Annotated in this window: 12 protein-coding genes; all 12 read right to left on the bottom strand. The window is 62.9% G+C overall.

Annotation, left to right across the window (positions count from 1 at the left end; all coding sequences use genetic code 11):
• Positions 1-82: 82 nt before the first annotated feature.
• A complete protein-coding gene (recD, locus tag AC6I7Z_RS04415; protein ID WP_497813284.1) occupies positions 83-1,921 on the bottom strand; it encodes an exodeoxyribonuclease V subunit alpha in 1,839 nt (612 codons plus the stop codon).
• Positions 1,918-5,454 carry an exodeoxyribonuclease V subunit beta gene (gene recB, locus AC6I7Z_RS04410; protein ID WP_497813283.1) on the bottom strand — a complete coding sequence of 1,179 codons (3,537 nt, stop codon included), beginning with the start codon at positions 5,452-5,454 and terminating at the stop codon, positions 1,918-1,920. Before recB ends, recD begins: the two co-directional genes overlap by 4 nt.
• The gene (ptrA, locus tag AC6I7Z_RS04405) at positions 5,451-8,342 is read right to left on the bottom strand and encodes a pitrilysin (RefSeq protein ID WP_497813282.1); all 2,892 of its coding nucleotides are present in this window, start codon (positions 8,340-8,342) and stop codon (positions 5,451-5,453) included. Before ptrA ends, recB begins: the two co-directional genes overlap by 4 nt.
• Before the next feature lie 117 nt (positions 8,343-8,459).
• Positions 8,460-11,837 carry an exodeoxyribonuclease V subunit gamma gene (gene recC / locus AC6I7Z_RS04400; RefSeq protein WP_497813281.1) on the bottom strand — a complete coding sequence of 1,126 codons (3,378 nt, stop codon included), beginning with the start codon at positions 11,835-11,837 and terminating at the stop codon, positions 8,460-8,462.
• Between the two features lie 102 nt (positions 11,838-11,939).
• Positions 11,940-12,137, bottom strand: a complete 198-nt coding sequence (locus tag AC6I7Z_RS04395; protein WP_497815397.1) for a prepilin-type N-terminal cleavage/methylation domain-containing protein — start codon at positions 12,135-12,137, stop codon at positions 11,940-11,942.
• 88 nt (positions 12,138-12,225) lie between these two features.
• Positions 12,226-12,624, bottom strand: coding sequence for a DUF2509 family protein (locus AC6I7Z_RS04390; protein ID WP_497813280.1), 399 nt, complete (start codon positions 12,622-12,624; stop codon positions 12,226-12,228).
• Positions 12,621-13,154, bottom strand: coding sequence for a prepilin peptidase-dependent protein (locus AC6I7Z_RS04385; protein WP_497813279.1), 534 nt, complete (start codon positions 13,152-13,154; stop codon positions 12,621-12,623). The genes AC6I7Z_RS04390 and AC6I7Z_RS04385 overlap by 4 nt, the downstream gene beginning before the upstream one ends.
• Entirely contained in the window at positions 13,145-13,615 is a 471-nt protein-coding gene (locus AC6I7Z_RS04380; protein WP_497813278.1) for a prepilin-type N-terminal cleavage/methylation domain-containing protein, read from the bottom strand. The genes AC6I7Z_RS04385 and AC6I7Z_RS04380 overlap by 10 nt, the downstream gene beginning before the upstream one ends.
• A 187-nt stretch (positions 13,616-13,802) precedes the next feature.
• Positions 13,803-14,597, bottom strand: a complete 795-nt coding sequence (thyA, locus tag AC6I7Z_RS04375) for a thymidylate synthase (RefSeq protein WP_048785758.1) — start codon at positions 14,595-14,597, stop codon at positions 13,803-13,805.
• Positions 14,594-15,475: a prolipoprotein diacylglyceryl transferase gene (lgt, locus tag AC6I7Z_RS04370; RefSeq protein ID WP_497815396.1), complete on the bottom strand. Its 882-nt coding sequence runs from the start codon at positions 15,473-15,475 to the stop codon at positions 14,594-14,596. The genes thyA and lgt overlap by 4 nt, the downstream gene beginning before the upstream one ends.
• Before the next feature lie 119 nt (positions 15,476-15,594).
• Positions 15,595-17,841 carry a phosphoenolpyruvate--protein phosphotransferase gene (gene ptsP, locus AC6I7Z_RS04365; protein WP_497813277.1) on the bottom strand — a complete coding sequence of 749 codons (2,247 nt, stop codon included), beginning with the start codon at positions 17,839-17,841 and terminating at the stop codon, positions 15,595-15,597.
• An 11-nt stretch (positions 17,842-17,852) separates the two neighbouring features.
• Entirely contained in the window at positions 17,853-18,383 is a 531-nt protein-coding gene (gene rppH / locus AC6I7Z_RS04360) for an RNA pyrophosphohydrolase (protein WP_033752842.1), read from the bottom strand.
• Positions 18,384-18,755 lie beyond the last annotated feature (372 nt).

The following is an 18,755-nucleotide window of genomic DNA, read 5'->3' as shown; positions in this document are numbered from 1 at the left end:
TGGCGCAGGCCGAGCGGGCAAGGATGCGCAAGCGACTTTGCGTAACGGCCCATGCCGCCCGCGTTCGCTCCTGATGCGTCCTTTATACCAGACTGAGTCTTTCCACCAGTCCGCTGCGGCGCTGGGTTTGCAGCTGTACCGCGCGCTGAAACACCGCGGGTTCGCTGTAGAGCGTCAGCCGCTTGCGCGCGCGGGTTATCGCGGTATAGACCAGCTCGCGCGTCAGCACCGGCGAGAACTGCGCCGGCATCACCAGCGCGGTATGCTCGAACTCCGATCCCTGCGACTTATGCACCGTCATCGCCCAGGCGGTATCGTGCGGCGGCAGACGGCTCGGCTGCACCGCCTTCACCGACCCGTCCGGCAGCGGGAAAAAGACCTTCAGCTGGTTTTCCGCATCGCGCAGGGTAATGCCGATATCGCCGTTGAACAGTCCCAGCGCGCTGTCATTGCGCGTTACCATCACCGGCCGTCCCGCATACCAGCGGCTGCCGATCGCCGGCCGCCGGATGCGCTGTAGCTGCACCAGGCGCTGCTCGATGCGCTGGTTCAGCCCCTGCACGCCGAACGGCCCGTCGCGCAGGGCGCAAAGCAGCTGATAGCGGCTGAAGGCCAGCAGGATCTCCTCCACCGGCGCGCGCGACTGCACCAGCTTCAGGAAAGGCCGGTAGCCTTCCGCGACGGCGTCGAGCATCGCCTGATAGGCCTCGCCGCTCTGTAGCGCCTGAAAATCGATATCCTCAAAGGCGGCGTTAATCACCGACTCGACGGCGCGCGCGTCACCGAGATTGACCGCCCGCGCCAGCTGGCCGATGCCCGACGTCGCATCAAAGCGGTAGCTTTTGCGCAGCAGACAGATGCTGTCGCGCACGTCGGGCGCGCGCGCGTCATCCGCGCCGTCGAGGGCGCACTGGGTCAGCGCCGCCAGCTGCTGCGCGCGCGACAGGCTGTAGCCCGTTTCCGCACAGCGGCAGATATCGCCCAGCACCGCGCCCGCTTCCACCGACGCCAGCTGATCGCGATCGCCGAGGAAAATCACGCGCGCATGATCCGGCAGCGCGGCGATCAGCTTCGCCATCATCGGAAGATCGACCATAGAGGCTTCGTCCACAACCAGCACGTCAAGATGAAGCCGGTTGGCGGCGTGATAGCGCAGCCGCTGCGTATCGGGCTGCGCGCCCAGCAGACGGTGCAGCGTCGTCGCTTCGCTGGGAAAACGCGCCCGCTCTTCGTCGCTGACCGACAGCGCCTGCAGCGCCTGGCCGAGAGATTCGGTGAGGCGCGCCGCCGCTTTGCCGGTCGGCGCCGCCAGCTGGATGCGCAGATTGCTGCGGCTGAGGCGGATCAAGGCCGCCAGCAGCTTCGCCACGGTGGTGGTTTTTCCGGTGCCGGGCCCGCCGGAAATCACGGCGGTTTTGCGCGTCAGCGCCACGGCGGCGGCGATTTTTTGCCAGTCGTCGGGCCGATCGCCAAACAGCGCGCTCAGCACGCTCTGCGCGGCGGCGATATCCATCTCCGCCATCTCCGCCTGCCGGGTGAAAAAGTGCGCCACGCGGCCTTCGCTTTGCCACAGACGATGCAAATAGAGCCGCTCATGATTGAGCACCAGCGGCGTGGCGATGCCGCCGTCGCTCAGCGCAGGCCAGCCGTCGAGCGCCGTTTTCCAGCACGACGGCGCGCCCGCTGCGCGCCATAGCGCCTGCGCCAGTTCGGGATGACGTCCGGCGAACAGCATATCGGGAGTCAGATGCGCCAGCGGCAGGCAGACGTGACCATCGCCCGCTTCGGCGCTGACGCAGGCGGCCGCCAGCAGCCATGCCGGCTGCGAGGCGTCGGCCAGCAGCCGCGCGAACTGAAGATCGAGCGAGCGCAGCAGATGTTTCTCTACCGCCTGATCGAGCAATGACACTATTTCCGTCATACTTCCTCCTCTTTCGGGCGACGAAACAGCGCGTCCAGTCCGGCGACGAAAGAGGCCGACGGACGCGCGGTAAAGATGCCGTTTTGCGGCGAACTGCCATCGACGCCGCGTAAAAACAGATAAAACACGCCGCCGAAGTGGCGCTGATAATCGTAACCGGGCAGGCGATGCTGCAGATAGCGGTGCAGCGCCAGGGTATAGAGCTGGTACTGCAAATCGTAGCGGTGATCCACCATCGCCTGCGCCATTGCCTCCGGGGTATAGGCCGCTTCGCTGTCGCCGAGCCAGTTGGATTTGTAATCCAGCAGATAATATTGACCGTTCCAGCGAAACACCAGATCGATAAAGCCTTTCAGCATGCCCTGCACCTGATGGAACTCCAGCTTCGGCGCGCGCGCCGACAGCGCATCGTGCTGGCGCATCAGCGCATCCAGCTCCGAAGCGTTCAGCATGCGCTCCAGCGGCAGATAGAAAGCCATCTCCACCAGCCGGTCCCGGTTCTGCAGCGCGCCCAGCGTCAGGCCGTCGCGATTAAGCGGCGCATGCAGCACGCGCGCGATCCAGGCTTCCAGCACCGGCAGCCAGTGCGGCGGATAGCCGTTCTGCTCCAGTTGCGTCTCCAGCAGCGCCCGGTCAGGCGGCCGGGTAAAATCGATCGATTCAAACAGGCCGTGCAGAAAGGTGCCCGGTGCGGCGCCGCGCGGAAAGTGGTGCGGCGTCAGGACGCTCTCCGCCTCGCCGCCCTCTTCGCCCGCGGCGTCGATATCGAAAGTGGGCATCGCCTCCAGCAGCGGCGAACTGCTGTGCTGCTGAAGCCCGGAATAGCTGGTGACGCGCCAGGCGTCACGCAGGTCGCGCGTTACCTGGCGACTGCTGAGCGCATCGTCGGGCTGCGCCTGTTCGCGCCAGTTTTCGCCGGGGATCAGATCGTCGCGCAGCACCTCGGTGTCCGCATCCGCCAGCGTCGCCAGGCAGGCGCGCAGGCGCTCGGCGTCGCCGCTCTCGCCCTGCTGCACCAGATAGCCCAGCGCGCTCTTGTGCAGATCGCTGTCGCCCTCTTTTTTGCGCGCGCCCTTAAACAGCGGCGCAATGCCGACGCTGCAGTGAAATACCGAGCGGGTTAAGGCGACGTAGAGCAGGCGCAGATCTTCCGCCAGACGCTCCTGCTCCGCCAGCGCCAGACTCTCTTCGTCGCCCTGCACGTCGAGCAGCGTCGCGAAGCTCTGCCGATCGTGATAGAGCGCGCTGGCCGCCTCGCGAAAGCCAGCGGCGAAAGGCAGCCACACCAGCGGATACTGCAAGCCTTTGGATTTGTGGATAGTGACAATCTGCACCAGGTGACGATCGCTCTCGAGCCGCAGCTGCTGCTCCGCCGACTGGCTGTTGGGCCGGGCGATCTGCTGGGCGAGAAAGCGCACCAGCGCATGCGGGCTGTCGAGGTGGGTCGACGCCTCCTGCAACAGCTCGCCCAGATGCATCAGGTCGGTGAGCCTGCGCTCGCCGTTCTCCGAGGCGAGCATATTTTCCGCCAGCTGCCGCTGATTCATGACGTCGCGCAGCATCGGCAACACGCCGCGCTGGTGCCAGAGCTGCTGCCAGCCGGCGAACTGCTCGACCAGCGCATCCCACTCGCGCTCGTTCTGGCTCAGCGTATCCAGCGAGGCGGCGTCGATAGCGAAGATGGAGGTGGCCAGCGCGCTGCGTAGCAGACGCTCCTGCTCCGGCGCCTGCACCGCCTGCAGCAGCCATAGCAGCTCGCGCGCTTCGGGCGTGGTATAGACGCTGTCGCGGTTAGAGAGATAGACCGACGGAATCGACAGCCCGTTCAGCGCGTCGCGGATCAGCCCCGCCTCGTTGCGGCTGCGCACCAGCACGGTAATATCGGACGCCTGCACCGGCCGCAGATTATCGCCTTTGCCCAGCAGAGCGCGCCCCTGCTGGCCGGCGACCAGCCAGCGGCTGATATCGGCGGCGCACTGCTGCGCCATAAACTGCTGATAGTCGCTGACGCCGACGCCGTCGCCGGGCTGCAGCCAGAAGCGCAGCGCCGGCTGCGGCTGCGCATCTTTCACCAGCGTCAGCTGCTGATTCGGCGCGGCGGGATGAACCGGCAGAAACGGAATCGCCTCAAAAAGAAAAGGCGAATCCATTCGAGCGAAAAGACGGTTCACGCTCTGCACCATGCCCGGCGACGATCGCCAGTTGGTATCGAGCGTATAGTGCGCGGCGACCTCGCTGCGGGCGCGCAAATAGGTAAAGATATCGGCGCCGCGAAAGGCGTAGATCGCCTGTTTGGGGTCGCCGATCAGCAGCAGCGCCAGCTCGGGTTGATTAAGGTAGAGCGTGCGGAAAATACGATACTGCTGCGGATCGGTATCCTGAAATTCGTCAATCAGCGCCACCGGATAGCGGGCGCGAATGGTGTCGGCCAGCAGCGCGCCGCCCGGCTGCTGCAGCGCCTCGTCGAGACGACTCAGCAGATCGTCGAAGCCAAGCAGCGCGCGCAGGCGCTTCTCTTTACGCACCGCGTCGCGCACTTCCACCAGCGCGCGGGCGATAACCAGATCGCGCAGCGACAGCGGCTCGGCGAGAAACGCCTCTACCGCCTGGAACAGCGGATGCTGCGGCGGCTCGCCTTTTTTAGTCTTCTCCATCAGCACGCGCTGAGCGAAACGCTCCAGCTCTTTCGGGAAGAGATAGTCGGCCGTTTCGCTGTTGGCCCACTGGGTGATTTTCGCCACCCAGAGCGGCAGATATTTGCTGCTGTAGCTGCGCTTATCCACGCCGGACTGGCTGACGATGCCTTCGACTTCGTCGCTCACCGCCTGCCACTGGCGCTTTATTTCGCTGATGCGCGCCAGATTGGCGGCGTGGCGCGTCGCCAGGGTTTCATCGTCGGTCGGCGGCCGTTTCAGCCGCGGCGATTCGCCCTGCAGCCAGGGCCGCAGCGTGGTCAACAGGCTCTCCGGCCCGTTCCACTCGGCAACGATGGCGCGCGCCACATCCAGCGTCAACGGATAGCAGTGACGTCGCCAGAAATCCGCCGTCGCCTGCTTAAACAGCGCCGCCTCATCCTCTATCAGCTCTTGCTCGAACAGCATGCCGGACTCAAAGGCGTTCAGGTTAAGCATGCGCTGGCAGAAGCCGTGAATGGTGAAGATCGCCGCTTCGTCCATCTGACGCTCTGCCGCCAGCAGCAGTGAAGCGGCCTGCGAGAGATCGTCAATTTGCTCCAGCAGAAGCGCCAGCATCGGATTGCCGCTCGCGCCGCGCACGCAGGCCAGGCGCAGCTCGTGGATATTTTCGCGGATGCGCCCGCGCAGTTCAGCGGTGGCGGCCTCGGTAAAGGTCACCACCAGTATCTCTTCCACCGACAGCGGACGGCTGTAGCTGTTTTCGCCGCCCAACCCTAACAGCAGGCGCAGGTAGAGCACGCCGATGGTAAAGGTTTTGCCGGTGCCCGCCGAAGCCTCGATCAGACGCTCGCCGCGCAGCGGCAGCGTCAACGGATTCAGCGATTCAGGGTAACTCATTGCGTCTCACTCTTAACCGGTAGCGACTGCTGCAGTTTCGCCACCTCATTCCAGGTTTTCCAGCCGGGCAGTTGGGCAAAGGCAGCTTTATCCGTGCTGTTGCCGGCAATCTGCGACGTCATCGCCATCCCCTTTTTCTGCAGTACGGCGCGATGGAAGAAGTCCGCCAGCGCGTCCGGCGTCAGCTGCTGGATCTGCGCAATGACCTTCTGCCGCGTATCGAAGGCGTAGTTCTGGCGATCGAAGTCGCGGCTATAGCGCGACGCCTCTTCGTCAAGGGTCTGCGGCCGCTGCTTCAGTTGATTGATCATCGCCTGCTGATACTGCGCGAAGTCCTCCTGCGGCATGGCGCGCAGCCGCTTCTCCGCCTGCGGGTAGAAGGCTTGATAGCGCTGCAGCAGATAGGCGGGCTGCTTGCTGTTGCTCTGCAGCAGGAAGCCGATGCCCCACTGACGGCCGATCGGCATCTGGAAAGCGAACACCGCATAGCCCAGTTGCTCTTCGGTGCGTAGCTGATTGTAGAACCAGGGCTGCACGATCTGGCTCAGCATCGAACTGTTCGCCATGCCCTGATATTCGTCGTAGCCGAGCGGCACGTAGAGCGCCGCGAGCGCCGAATCGGTGCTGCTGCCTGCTTTTTGCAGGTTGGCTTTTACCGGCTTAGCGAAAGAGACATAGTTGCTGCGCCAGAGCTGCGTGCCCTGCGTCTGCATCTGCTGCTTCAGCTCGCGGCCAAGCTGGGTCACGCTTTCGGCGCTGAGGTTGCCCACCGCCAGCAGTTCAGGCGTCGCATGATGGATCAGATTGTCGCGATACGCCACTACCTCGTCGAGGGCGATCGCCTTTACCAGCGCGCGGCGCGTCTCGCGCTGCGTATAGGGGAGCTGCGACAGCATCTGCATCGGCTGAATCGCCAGCTCGAACGCCTTGCCCTTGTCCGCCGCGTCCAGCTGATCGAGATACCAGGATTTCGCCTGCTCCAGCTGCTGCGGCGTAGGCTGGAAGGTGGCATAGCCTTCCACCAGTTTTTTCAGCAGCGTCGGCAGCCGCTGGGTAAAGCCGCTGGCGCTAAAGACCAGCCCATCGTTTTCGCTGGTGGAGAAGCTGATGCCGCCAACCGACGCCTGCGAGTTAAGCTCATCCAGCGCCAGGCTGGAGAGATAGTCGTTGAGGCCGAACAGCACCTGCTGGCGTGCGTCGCTGATGGCGTGCTGATTGCGCAATGCCAGCGTCACCGAGGCCTTCGGCTCGCTGGCGTAAAAACGGCTCGGCATCCAGTAGATCGGCATGCCGAAGTCGTTGGGCAGCGCGACCGGATGGCTGTAGCTTTTGCCATCCTGCGGGATCAGAGTGAAATCGTCAGGAATATAGGGGTTCAGCGTCGGCATCGAGAGCTGGATCTGGCTGGCGCGCTGGCGCCAGTCGGCAAAGGTCTGGTCGCTGATGCGATCGACCTGATAGGGCGCGTTGACGAAGTAGGCCTCTTTATTGTGCGGCTCCTGCGGGCTGATATACCAGATGCGCGCATGCTGCGGCGTCATCTCGTCTAGGCGCGCTTTAATGGCGGCGGCGTCATAGTCGTCGGCCAGGTATGGCGCGTCCAGCGTATGCTCTACCGGCACGCGCAGCATGGTGTCCGCCAGCCACTCGATGTAATCCATATCGCGCGTCAGCGAGGGATAGCGAAAATCGAGCGCCAGCACGTGCGAGACCTCGTCAAAGTAGCGCTTGTCGATGCCCTGCTCGCGCAGCATGGCGATGTAGCTGAAGATCGCCGCCACCACCTCGTCGCGCTGCGCCAGCCCTTTGTCGGTGAGCGAGGCGGTAATGGCGAAGACGCCGCTGCTGCGTTCGCTCATCGGATCGGCGCCGGCATTGACGCCGTCAGCCAGCCCCCTCTTTTGCAGCCAGTCGGCCAGGGTGTTTTTGCTGCGGTTGCCGATCAGGTAGCCGATCAGCGTATCGGTCTTGCTGCGGAAGCGATCGCTGTTATTGGCGATGCGGAACTCAATCTTCAGCTGCTTGCGCGGCTGCGCAGGAACGTAGTGGATCACGATGCCCTGCTGCGCCTCGGTCACCACAGGCACGTCGATAGCGGGAACCGTCGCGTTGTGATTCGCGATGCGGCCAAAGGTGTTGGCGGCGATCTGCGCCATTTCCGGCAGCGGTTTATTGCTGTAGAGCACCGCCTTCATCAGGTTGGCGGAGTAGTGGGTATGGTAGAACGTCGACAGCGCGTCGAGCAGCTTGCTGTCCGGCTTATCCTTCAGCGTGTCGAGGTTGCCGCCGGAAAAGCGCGAGCCGGGATGCGCCGGATTGAGCGTCTCCGCGCCGACCTGGGCCATACGCAGACCGTCGCGCGAGCGCGCCATCGTCAGCTCGGCGTTGACGGCGTTGCGTTCGCGATCGGCGTTGACCGGATCGAGCAGCGGCGCGGCAATGGCATCCGCCATACGGTCCACCGCCGGCTCCAGCGCATCGTTTTCCACCTCAAGGTAGAAGGCGGTGCGATAGGAGGCGGTGCTGGCGTTGTGGCTGCCGCCATGCTTTTTCAGGAACTCCGCCAGATTGTCCGGCTGCGGATAGCGCTGCGATCCCATCAGCACCATATGCTCGAGAAAGTGCGCCAGCCCGAGCTGCCGATCCGGATCGTCCAGCGAGCCGATAGGCAGCGTCAGTGCCGCCAGCGACTTCGGCGCCTGCGCGTCGGAAACCAGCAGCACGGTCAGGCCGTTATCGAGCCTGATGGCCTGATACTGGCGCGTATCTTTTTCGCTTTTGCGAATGGTTTCATTGACCGGCGTCCAGTCTGTCGCGGCTTGCGCCAGCGTGGCGCAGGTCGCCAGGCTCAACATCAGCGCCGCTATCCAGCGAGCGTATCTACGCATGTAAACCCCTTCTGTTACCCTTGAAACTGCGCTGCCAGGCAGGCGCAGCCGAAAATGGTGCAAACTGACATACCTTGTTATCGGGCGTCGACGCGTCAGAGCTCGTCGCGCCGCTTGCTATTCATCATCCAGGTGAGCCTGCAACACCGGCAGATACCAGCGTTGCGCAGCCTCGGTGATTTGCGCTATCTGCGCCTCGTTCAATACGCGGCAGAGCCGCTGCAGGTAGGGATCGCCGCCCTCGCCTTCCTGCTGATAGCCGCCCGTCCAGGCCTGCAGCAGGCGATTGCGCGCCTTGACCTGGGTCGCTTCGTCCAGCAGCAACTGCTGCGTTTTTTTGTCGTAACTCGCCGTCAGCCAGGCGCCGCCGCTTTTGTTGAGCAGCAGCAGCGGTTGCGACATGCCTTGCTGATAGCCCTGCATATAGCGCGTCAGCATCGCCTCCGCCTCCGGCTGCGCCACCGCCGCAAAGCGCCAGCGGCTGTTTTCTCTGCCCATCATGCGGCTTTCCCCGTCGCCGCCCAGCGCGCAGTAGATAAGGTGTTCCAGCCAGAGCAGCAGGCCGTCGTTCATGTTCAGCACGCCGGGACGCCAGCGCAGCAGGCCGTCGCGCTGGACCTGCGTCAGCCAGCCGGTCAGGGTGACGCCGCCGAGCGGCAGAGTGACTTCCCAGCTGTCGCCTTCGCTGCGCTGCTCGATGACCGCCGCCGCCACCTCCTGCATCTCCTCCTGCTGCGCCTGCCAGAACAGCTCGCCGAACGCGCCGTAAGGCAGGTTGCCCGCCGCGCGATGCAGAGCGTAAAGACGCTGCGTATCTTCGCCCTCCACCAGCGCGTTCAGCAGCTCGGCGTTGATCTGGTAGCGCTCCAGGCTGTCGAGCGCGAAAGGCTCGTTGTCCGACAGCTCCGTCTCTTCCAGCCAGAAGGCGACGCCGAGCCGCTGGTGAAACCAGGCGCGCACCGGATGCCGCCAGAAGCGCAGGAACTGCTCGCAGGAGACCGATTCTATCTCCGGCAGCGGCAGCGGCTGCACAAAGTCGGGCTGCGCCTCGCCTTTTCCCTGCGCGGCGGGCAGCCATTCGCGCGCAAAGCTGTGACAGCGCGACAGCGGGTGAAAATTCTCGGCGGCGAACGGCATACGGCTGTGAAGATGCTGAATATGGTGCTGTACGCGCTGCGCGCTCTCGTCCAGCTCCTTCGCCTCGTCGCCAGGCAGACAGAAGCTCTGGCCAATGTAATCCAGCAGCTCTGTGACCAGCACCGAGGGATAGCGTTCCGTATTATCCTGAATTGCGCGGCCGATATAGCTGATATAGAGCCGATCCTGCGCCGAAAGCAGCGCCTCGAGAAACAGATAGCGGTCGTCGTCGCGTCGGCTGCGATCGCCTTTGCGCGTCTGCTGCTGCATCAGGTCAAAGCCCGGCGCCGGCAGCGTGCGGGGATAAACGCCGTCGTTCATGCCGAGCAGGCAGACCACACGGAAGGGAATCGAGCGCATCGGCATCAGCGTGCAGAAGTTAATCTGGCCGGCGAGAAAACGCTGGCTGATACGCTGCTGATCGAGACGCGCGCGCAGATCGTCGCGCAGTAGCGTCACCGGAATCGCCGCCTCATAGCGCGCCGCCTGGCCATATTCGATCAGCTGTTTCCACTGCTCCTCAACCAGCAGCAGCGCGGCTTCCGCTTCGGCGTCGCCGTGGAAGAAGTCGTTGATCATCTCCCGACAGAGCGGCAGCCAGCCCTCCAGCGGACGGGATTCGCTGAGCCGCGCGCGCCAGTGGTTCAGCCGCATCAGCAGCTCCGCCAGGTGGCCAGCCAGCTCGCCGACCAGGCCGCTCGACTCGTCGTAGGGCAGAATGCCCTGCCAGTCGCCGTGATGGCTCTCCATTGCATAGCCCAGCAGCATGCGCTCCAGGCCGAAGCGCCAGGTGTGCTGGCCGGTGACCGGCAGCGCCAGCGCTTCGGCGCTGTCATCGTCCAGCCCCCAGCGCACGCCCGACTCATCCACCCAGCGGCGCAGCAGGCGCAGGCCGCTCTCATCCACCGAAAAACGGTTAGCCAGCGCCGGCACCTCCAGCAGCGCCAGCACATCTTCCGCCGCAAAGCGGCTGTCCGGCAGCGCCAGCAGGCTCAGAAAGGCGAAGATCGCCGGATGCGCCTGGCTGGCGCGGCGATCGGAGATAGAGAACGGCAGATAACGATCGGCGGGCGCGTTAGCGAAGACCGCCTGAATAAAGGGAGCGTAGCTGTCGATATCGGCCACCATCACGATAACATCGCGCGGTTTGAGGCCGGGATCCGCCTCCATCATCGCCAGCAAATGATCCTGCAAGACTTCCACTTCACGCTGGGCGCTGTGGCAGATCTGCACGCTGATCGACCGATCGTCGGGATCGAGCGGCCGCTTGCTGCCGCTCCAGGCAAGCTCTTCCGCGTTCAGCCCCAGCACCGCGTTATCCTGCAGATGCAGCAGGTCGTGCTGCATGGCGTGCAGCAGGTTGTCTTCCTCGACCTCGACGAAGGCGTCAACGTCATCCGCCTCGTCCATCTGACTCAGCAGGAACAGGTTGTCGCGGCCCAGCTTGCCCCAGGAGGCCAGCAGCGGGTTGCTGAGCTGCTGTTCCCCTTCGGCGTTGAAGCGTGCGGGCGCGTCGAGCGGATCGCTGAAAAGATCGCGCGCCTCTTCGCTGTCGAGGCGACGACGCTGGCGGCTCTGCAGCTTCGCCAGGAAGGCGTAGTCCTGAATATCGCCCCAGTAATCGCGGCAGGGATTGGTAAACAGCAGATGAATATCGATATGGCGGCCCAGCGCCTGCAGCGCCTGCAGATAGACCGGCGGCAGGGCGGAGATGCCGCAGATAAAGACGCGCTTCGGCAGGCCAGGCGGCGCATGCTCGGCTCGCTCCAGCGTCTGAATAAAACGCGCGTAGAGGTTGGCGCGGTGCCATTTCGGCTGTCCCAGCGCCTCGGTGTAGGCCACCAGATCGCGCCACAGCGCCGACTGCCACAGCTGCGCATCGCCCAGTCCCTCCACCAGCTCGCCCTGCTCCCAGCGATTCAGCCAGTCGGCGCGATAGACCAGATACTGGTCGAAGAGATCGGCGACGCGTGAGCAGAGCTGGAACAGCTTGCGCTTATCGCTGTCGTCGTGCAGATAGTGGCGCAGCGAAACAAAGGCCTCTTCGGTCAGCAGCGTCGGCAGGCGATGCATCAGCTTCCAGCTCATGCTGGCTTTGGTAAAGGCGCTTTCGGCGGGAATATCCGGCAGCACGCGCACGAACATATCCCAGATAAAAGAGGCGGGAAGCGGAAAGTCGATATTGGCGGCGATGCCGAAGGTGTGCGCCAGCTCCATCTGCAGCCACTGCGCCATGCCGGGACTCTGCACCAGCACGGTTTCAGCGGCGAAGGGATCGCTGAGGGGGTCATGTTCTATCACCGCTGCCGCGAGAATCTTCAGAACATCGAGCTGGTTTGAGTGATAAACGTGAAACATGAAAACTCCTGTGGTGACACTGTCTGGCGCGGCAAAGCGGCAGACTGGTCACTCTACCGCGTATCGTCGGGGTTGCCCATAGCGTGGGGGCGCTTTTGCCTCTCAGCAACGTAAACGAGTCAGCATGGCGCGCGCCTCGTAAGGCCCGCTGACCTCGGCGCGCTCCAGCGTACAGGTCGAGAGCGCGCCGCTGTGCTGCAGCGAGGTGCGCCAGCCCGCGACCTCGTGGCCCATCAGACGCTGCGCGGCGACGCGCACCGCCACGCGCTGCTGCCACTGCTGGCTAAAGCCCTGGGTCAGCGCGCGATGATAGTGCAGCAGCGCGCTTACGCTGGTCGCCAGCAGCAGCAGCGCGAACAGCGCTTCCGGCAGGCTGAACCCGCGCTGCCTACAGGCAGAGCGTTGCCGCCGCCAGCGGACAGTAGTCGATCCAGCCGTGCGGCAGCGGCCTGATCCGCTCGCCTTCCCTCGCCACCCAGCGCCGCAGCGCCAGCTCGCTCGCCGCCGCGCGGCCTGTAAGTAACGCTCGTTCATCGCTTACCTTCTGCAAACAGCTTTGCCAGCCCTGCTCCGGCGCCTGCTGACAGCCCTGCGGCGTCGTCCAGCTCAGCGTCAGCCCCCACTGCAGCGCCGACTGCGCCGCCCAAAAATCGCGATAGTGCTGCCGCTCGTCGGCCACCAGCGACATACCCTGCTCCAGCCGCTCCCGGCTGGCATGCAGCGTCAGGCTGCCTGCCAGCAGGATGGTCAGCACCATGCCCAGCGCGCAATTCCCTTGTTGATTCACAGATTTTCGCCCTCGACCCAGCTTTCCAGCGTTTCCAGCCAGCGGCCGGCGCGACCGGCCAGCCGCAGCTTAATCAGCGCGCCTGCGCGTTCGACGCTGAACTGCTCAATAGTGAGAAAGGCGGGATCGGTCAGGCGTTCCCAGCCGGTGCCGCCGCATCCGTCCACGCCGCGCTGGGTTTCCAGCTGCTTTTGCCGCAGCCGAAAGCCGTAGTAATCGCTTTCGCTGTGGCTCACGCCTTCCCATTTCCCGTTGCTGTTGTCGTCCCAGCGCAGCAGCAGGCAGCCGGCGGAGAGGCTGAGCGCCGTCCCGCCGCACTCGCCGTTGCAGTAGCCGGCGCGGCGCGCCGCTTTTTCCAGCGTCTGCATCAGCTGCTGCAGATCTTCCCGCAGCTGAACGCGCTGCTGCAGGCGCAGGCTCTCTCCGATCAGCAGCGGTAAAAAGCGTCCCGCGCTCAGCATCAGCACCGCGCTAACGGCCATCGCCACCAGCATCTCCAGCAGGCTGAATCCCGCCATCTTCAGTCGCATCCCTGCTCCTCCGGCTGGCAGAGACGAATGCGGGCGCGCGCGGAGATAATCAGCCGCAGCCTGCCGCTGGCGTTGCTGAACTCCAGGCTGCCCGCCTTCGCCATGCTGCGGCGGCCGTAGAAGCCCGGCTCGCCGCGCAGCGCCGTCAGGCTAACGCCGGGATAAGGCGCGACGAACCGCAGTCTTCCGCTGCGCGCGCAGCCGCCGTCAGGTTTAGGGCCGCTGCCCAGACAGCCGCGCTCGCCCGGTATCAGCCAGAGCGCGCGATCCTGATTCTGCCAGTTGGCCTGGGCGCGCAGCCGCTGTAAAAAGCCCTGCAGCTGTTGCGCCGTCTCGCGCAGCTGCTGTCGCTGCTGCCAGCCCTGCCAGCCCCGCAGCGCGCCGAGGCTGAGGATGCCGACGATAGCCAGCACGAACAGCAGTTCCGGCAGCGTAAAACCCTTGTCTGTTCTCTTTTTCATGGCGCTACTCTGCCGCGCCGCGTGCGTCGTCGCCAGCGCCGTTGACCGGCCATGCGCGCCGCTTTCCAGCAAAAATGGGCGTGTTGCAGAGAGCCGCAAAGAAATGCGGCAGAAGGCGCAAAAGCGGGATAAAAAAAGCCCCGGCAAGCAGGGCTACGCCGGGGCTTTGTTACCGCTAATCGCGAGGTTACACCGCGACCGGCGCCTTAATGGCCGGATGGGGATCGTAGCCTTCGATCTCGAAATCCTCGAAGCAGTAGTCGAAGATCGAGTCGGGCTTGCGCTTAATCACCAGCTTCGGCAGCGCGCGCGGCTCGCGCGTCAGCTGCAGGCGCGCCTGCTCCAGATGGTTGCTGTAGAGGTGGGTGTCGCCGCCGGTCCAGACGAAATCGCCGACCTGCAGATCGCACTGCTGCGCCACCATATGCACCAGCAGCGCGTAGCTGGCGATATTGAACGGCAGGCCGAGGAAGATATCGCAGGAGCGCTGATAGAGCTGGCAGGAGAGTTTGCCGTCCGCCACGTAGAACTGGAAGAAGGCGTGGCACGGCGCCAGCGCCATCTCGTCCAGCTCGCCGACGTTCCACGCCGAGACGATAATACGACGCGAATCGGGATCGCGCTTCAGCTGTTCGATAACCTTCGCAATCTGGTCGATCTCTTCGCCGCGCGCGCTGCCCCAGCTGCGCCACTGTTTGCCGTAAACCGGGCCGAGGTCGCCGTTTTCATCCGCCCACTCGTCCCAGATAGTGACCTTGTTCTCTTTCAGGTAGCGGATATTGGTCTCGCCCTTCAGGAACCACAGCAGCTCGTGAATGATGGAGCGCAGATGCACTTTTTTCGTGGTCACCAGCGGAAAGCCATCCTGCAGGTTGAAACGCATCTGGTGGCCGAAAATCGACAGCGTGCCGGTGCCGGTACGGTCAGATTTCGGCGTGCCGTGGTTCAGCACGTGTTGCATCAGGTCCAGATACTGTTTCATTTTACCTCTCGAGTGTGTTGCTGCGGGCGACGACGATACGCCCAGACCATCATGATAATGCCCGCCAGGATCATCGGAATGGAGAGGATCTGCCCCATACTGACGCCGCCCTCGAACAGGCCGAGCTGCGCATCTGGCTGACGGAAGAATTCAACGATAATGCGAAACGCGCCGTAGCCGATGAGGAACAGGCCGGAGACGCTGCCCATCGGACGCGGTTTGCGAATAAACAGGTTAAGAATAATAAACAGCACCACGCCTTCCAGCATCAGCTCATAGAGCTGCGAGGGGTGACGCGGCAGCACGCCGTAGGTGTTCAGCAGATCCTGGTAGCCTGGGTTATTCGCCGCCAGCGCCACATCTTCGCTGCGTGAGCCAGGGAAGAGCATGGCGAATTTGAAGTCAGGCGCCACGCGGCCCCACAGCTCGCCGTTGATAAAGTTGCCGAGACGGCCTGCGCCGAGGCCGAACGGGATCAGCGGCGCGATAAAGTCAGAGACCTGGAAAAAGGTGCGTTTGGTGCGGCGCGCGAAGATCAGCATCACCACGATAACGCCGATCAGGCCGCCGTGGAACGACATGCCGCCATCCCAGACTTTGAACAGATAGAGCGGGTTGTCCAGAAACAGCGGCAGGTTATAGAAGAGCACGTAGCCGATGCGGCCGCCGAGAAAGACGCCGAGGAAGCCAGCATAGAGCAGGTTTTCAACCTCCTCTTTTTTCCAGCCGCTGCCGGGTTTGTTGGCGCGGCGCACCGCCAGCCACATGGCAAAAATAAAGCCGACGAGGTACATCAGTCCGTACCAGTGCAGCGAAACCGGTCCGACAGAGAAGATCACCGGATCGAACTGCGGAAATGCGATATAGCCGTTATTCATCATTCACCATTCAATTTTCAGCCCTGAAAAAGGGGCGCCAGGCGGATATGTTAAAGGCTGCGCATGATAGCACAGCCTGGTTTTTTACAGAGCAGCGTAAATGTAAACGAGGATAACGCCTAGCGTCCGCCGCGGATCAGGCCGCCCAGCCCGCGCCGCTCCATAAAGGCGGCGACCAGATGGCGGACCTCCGACGCGGTGTGTGCGCTCAGGCCTTGCTCGCTCAGCTTTTGCGTCTCTTCTTTATCCAGATGGCGCAGCAGATATTTTACGCGCGGCACGTTCTTGCCGTTCATGCTGAGATGGTGATAGCCAAGCCCCACCAGCAGCGCGACGCACATCGGATCGCCCGCCATTTCACCACAAAGACAGAGTTCGAGATTCGCCAGACGGGCTTCGGAGGCGATCGCCTGCAGCGCGCGCAGCATCGCGGGATGCAGCGGATCGTAGAGGTTGGCGACGCGGGTGTTGTTGCGATCCACCGCCATCAGATACTGGGTCAGATCGTTGGTGCCGACCGAGACGAAATCGACCCGTGACTGCAGCTGCGGGATCATAAACAGCATCGACGGCACTTCGATCATCACGCCGATGCGCGGTTTGGGGATCATATAGCCCAGCATCTCTTCCACTTCGCGTCCGGCGCGCTGGATCAGCCGCACTGCGTCGTCGATCTCGTCGATATGGCTGATCATCGGCAGCAGAATGCTGAGGTTGCCGGAGGCGGCGTTGGCGCGCAGCATCGCGCGCACCTGCACCAGAAAAATCTCCGGCTGATCGAGCGTCAGGCGAATGCCGCGCCAGCCGAGACAGGGATTCTCTTCGCTGATCGGCATATAGGGCAGCTGTTTATCGGCGCCGACGTCGAGCGTGCGCAGCGTGACCGGCTTGTTGTGAAACAGCTGCAGCATGCCCTGATACTGCGCCACCTGCTCCTCTTCGGACGGGAAGCCGTTCTGCAGCATAAAGGGAATTTCGGTGCGGTAGAGGCCGATGCCGTCTACCCAGCTGTCGAGCGTCTGCTCATGTTCCGGGCTGAGGCCAGCGTTAAGCATCACCTGAATGCGCTCGCCGCTTTTCAGCTCGCCCGGCTGATCGACAACTCCTTCCGCCATTTTGCTCAGCGCGTTCTCTTCGCTGATCAGGCGCTGATACTCCTGCACCAGCACCGGCTCGGGATCGATTAACAGCTCGCCGCGGTAGCCGTCGACGATCAGCAGGCGTTTATTGAGCTGCGCAGGCAGGATATCCGCGCCCATCACCGTGGGAATGCCCATGGCGCGCGTCAGAATCGCGGCGTGCGAGTTCGCGGCGCCGTCGCGCACCACGATGCCCGCCAGCCGCTCGTGCGGCAGCTCCGCCAGCGTGGTGGCGGTAAGCTCGTCGGCCACCAGTACAAAGCGTTCCGGCCAGGCATTGGTGCCGACCAGCGAGTCATCGAGATGAAACAGCAGGCGCTGGCCCAGCACGCGCAGATCGCCCGCGCGCTCGCGCAGGTAGCTGTCGCTAAGGCTGGCGAACTGGGCGGCGAATTTTTCGATGACCTTTTTGACCGCCCATTCGGCAACCGATCCCTGCTCGATCTCGTCGAAGAGATCTTTTTTCAGGCGGGCATCGGTCAACAGGTGGGAGTAAAGATCGAAGATCGCCGCGCTCTCTTTCTGCACGCCGGCGGCGAAACGTTTGCTGAAGCGGCGGAATTCGCTGGCGGCTTCGCTCATCGCCAGCACCAGCCGCTCGCGTTCGCGCTGCACGTCGAGCGTCGAGGCGGCGGAAACCTGATCCAGCAGCGGCTGCGTTTCGTCTACCCAGCCCGGCGCGACGGCGACGCCCGGCGCGGCGGCGATAGCGCGCACCCGCGTCTGGCGGAACTGGCCGAACAGCTGGCCGAGCTGCGACTGCGACAGCAGGGTCGCCATCTGCGTCGCCAGCGTGACCAGGAAGGACTCTTCGCTCTCGTCGAACTGGCGGTGTTCGCGCTGCTGCACCACCAGCACGCCCAGCAGCTGCCGGCGGCTGATGATCGGCACGCCAAGGAAGGAGCGATAGCGCTCTTCTTTAACGGCGGGAATATATTTGAAGCTGGGGTGACTTTGCGCATCCGCAAGGTTGATGGGTTCGGCGAGGCGTCCCACCAGGCCGACGATCCCTTCGTCGAACGCCAGCGTAACGGTGCGCCCGCGCGGTTTTTTCAGGCCGCGCGTGGCCATCAGGTAGTAGCAATGGTGATCGTGATCCGCGAGATAAACAGAGCACACTTCCGTGTCCATCGCCAGGCAGATCTCATTGACCAGGATATCGAGCGCGTCGTTAAGCCGCGGCGCGCCCGCCACCTTTTCTACTATTTCGCGCAACTGAGTGAGCATAAGGGCGTGGCCTATCCTCTTTTCCGTCGATGGGCTGGCGCGCTGCGCTGCTGCCCCGCACTCTCCTGCATCGACATTACCACGCCAGCGAATTCCTTCATCACGCGACGATAGACGTCGCGTTTAAAGGAGACAACCTGACGCACCGGATACCAGAAGCTCACCCAGCGCCAGCCGTCGAACTCCGGCGTGCTGCTGTGTTGCACATTGATATCCGCGTCACTGCTCATCAACTGCAGAAGAAACCACTTTTGTTTCTGGCCGATACATACCGGCTTTGTGTCCCAACGCACCAAACGTTTTGGCAATTTGTAGCGCAACCAGTTTCGGGTAGATGCAAGTATTCGAACATCTTTACGGTGTAAACCCACTTCTTCGAACAGTTCGCGATACATCGCCTGTTCGGCGGTTTCACCCGGATTGATGCCTCCCTGAGGAAACTGCCAGGAGTGCTGTCCAAAGCGCCTGGCCCACAACACTTGTCCTTGCCTGTTACAGATTACGATACCAACATTCGGGCGGTAGCCATCATCATCGATCACTGGACTACCTCAAAGCTAAATTTGAATAGCCTGATTGTTTCACACTCCTTACAGGCGGTAAACCACTGGATTGTCGGGAAGAACGCCGCGCCGCACCTGGATAACTCACAGTATTGGCCCGAGTTATAAACAATTAAGGCGGTAAAGAGGCGATCTTATTCACGTTTTCTGTGGATAGCTTTGTGCAGAACACGGGAATTAGCTGAATAAACTTTTGCGTCCCTTATCAGCCTCGCATAGTGGCAAATGAATTTTATATTTTAGAAACAGGTAATTAAACAACTCTTATTCAGAATAAAAGCGGCCAGTTTTGCGGTGGAAAGCGCGAAGGCGTTTTAGCTGGTTAAAGATCAAGCGACGTCGTTTTTATCC

The organism is Pantoea sp. X-Soil-MYKO-1289 (genome assembly GCF_059730625.1).
This window is presented reverse-complemented; position numbering and strand designations above follow the sequence as displayed.

Excerpts from the sequence above, each read along its gene's own strand:
- ptsP (WP_497813277.1), bottom strand. The coding sequence starts at position 17,841 with ATGCTCACTCAGTTGCGCGAAATAGTAGAAAAGGTGGCGGGCGCGCCG.
- recC (WP_497813281.1), bottom strand. The coding sequence starts at position 11,837 with ATGTTTCACGTTTATCACTCAAACCAGCTCGATGTTCTGAAGATTCTC.
- lgt (WP_497815396.1), bottom strand. The coding sequence starts at position 15,475 with ATGAATAACGGCTATATCGCATTTCCGCAGTTCGATCCGGTGATCTTC.
- ptrA (WP_497813282.1), bottom strand. The coding sequence starts at position 8,342 with ATGCGTAGATACGCTCGCTGGATAGCGGCGCTGATGTTGAGCCTGGCG.
- thyA (WP_048785758.1), bottom strand. The coding sequence starts at position 14,597 with ATGAAACAGTATCTGGACCTGATGCAACACGTGCTGAACCACGGCACG.
- recD (WP_497813284.1), bottom strand. The coding sequence starts at position 1,921 with ATGACGGAAATAGTGTCATTGCTCGATCAGGCGGTAGAGAAACATCTG.
- AC6I7Z_RS04380 (WP_497813278.1), bottom strand. The coding sequence starts at position 13,615 with ATGAAAAAGAGAACAGACAAGGGTTTTACGCTGCCGGAACTGCTGTTC.
- recB (WP_497813283.1), bottom strand. The coding sequence starts at position 5,454 with ATGAGTTACCCTGAATCGCTGAATCCGTTGACGCTGCCGCTGCGCGGC.
- AC6I7Z_RS04385 (WP_497813279.1), bottom strand. The coding sequence starts at position 13,154 with ATGCGACTGAAGATGGCGGGATTCAGCCTGCTGGAGATGCTGGTGGCG.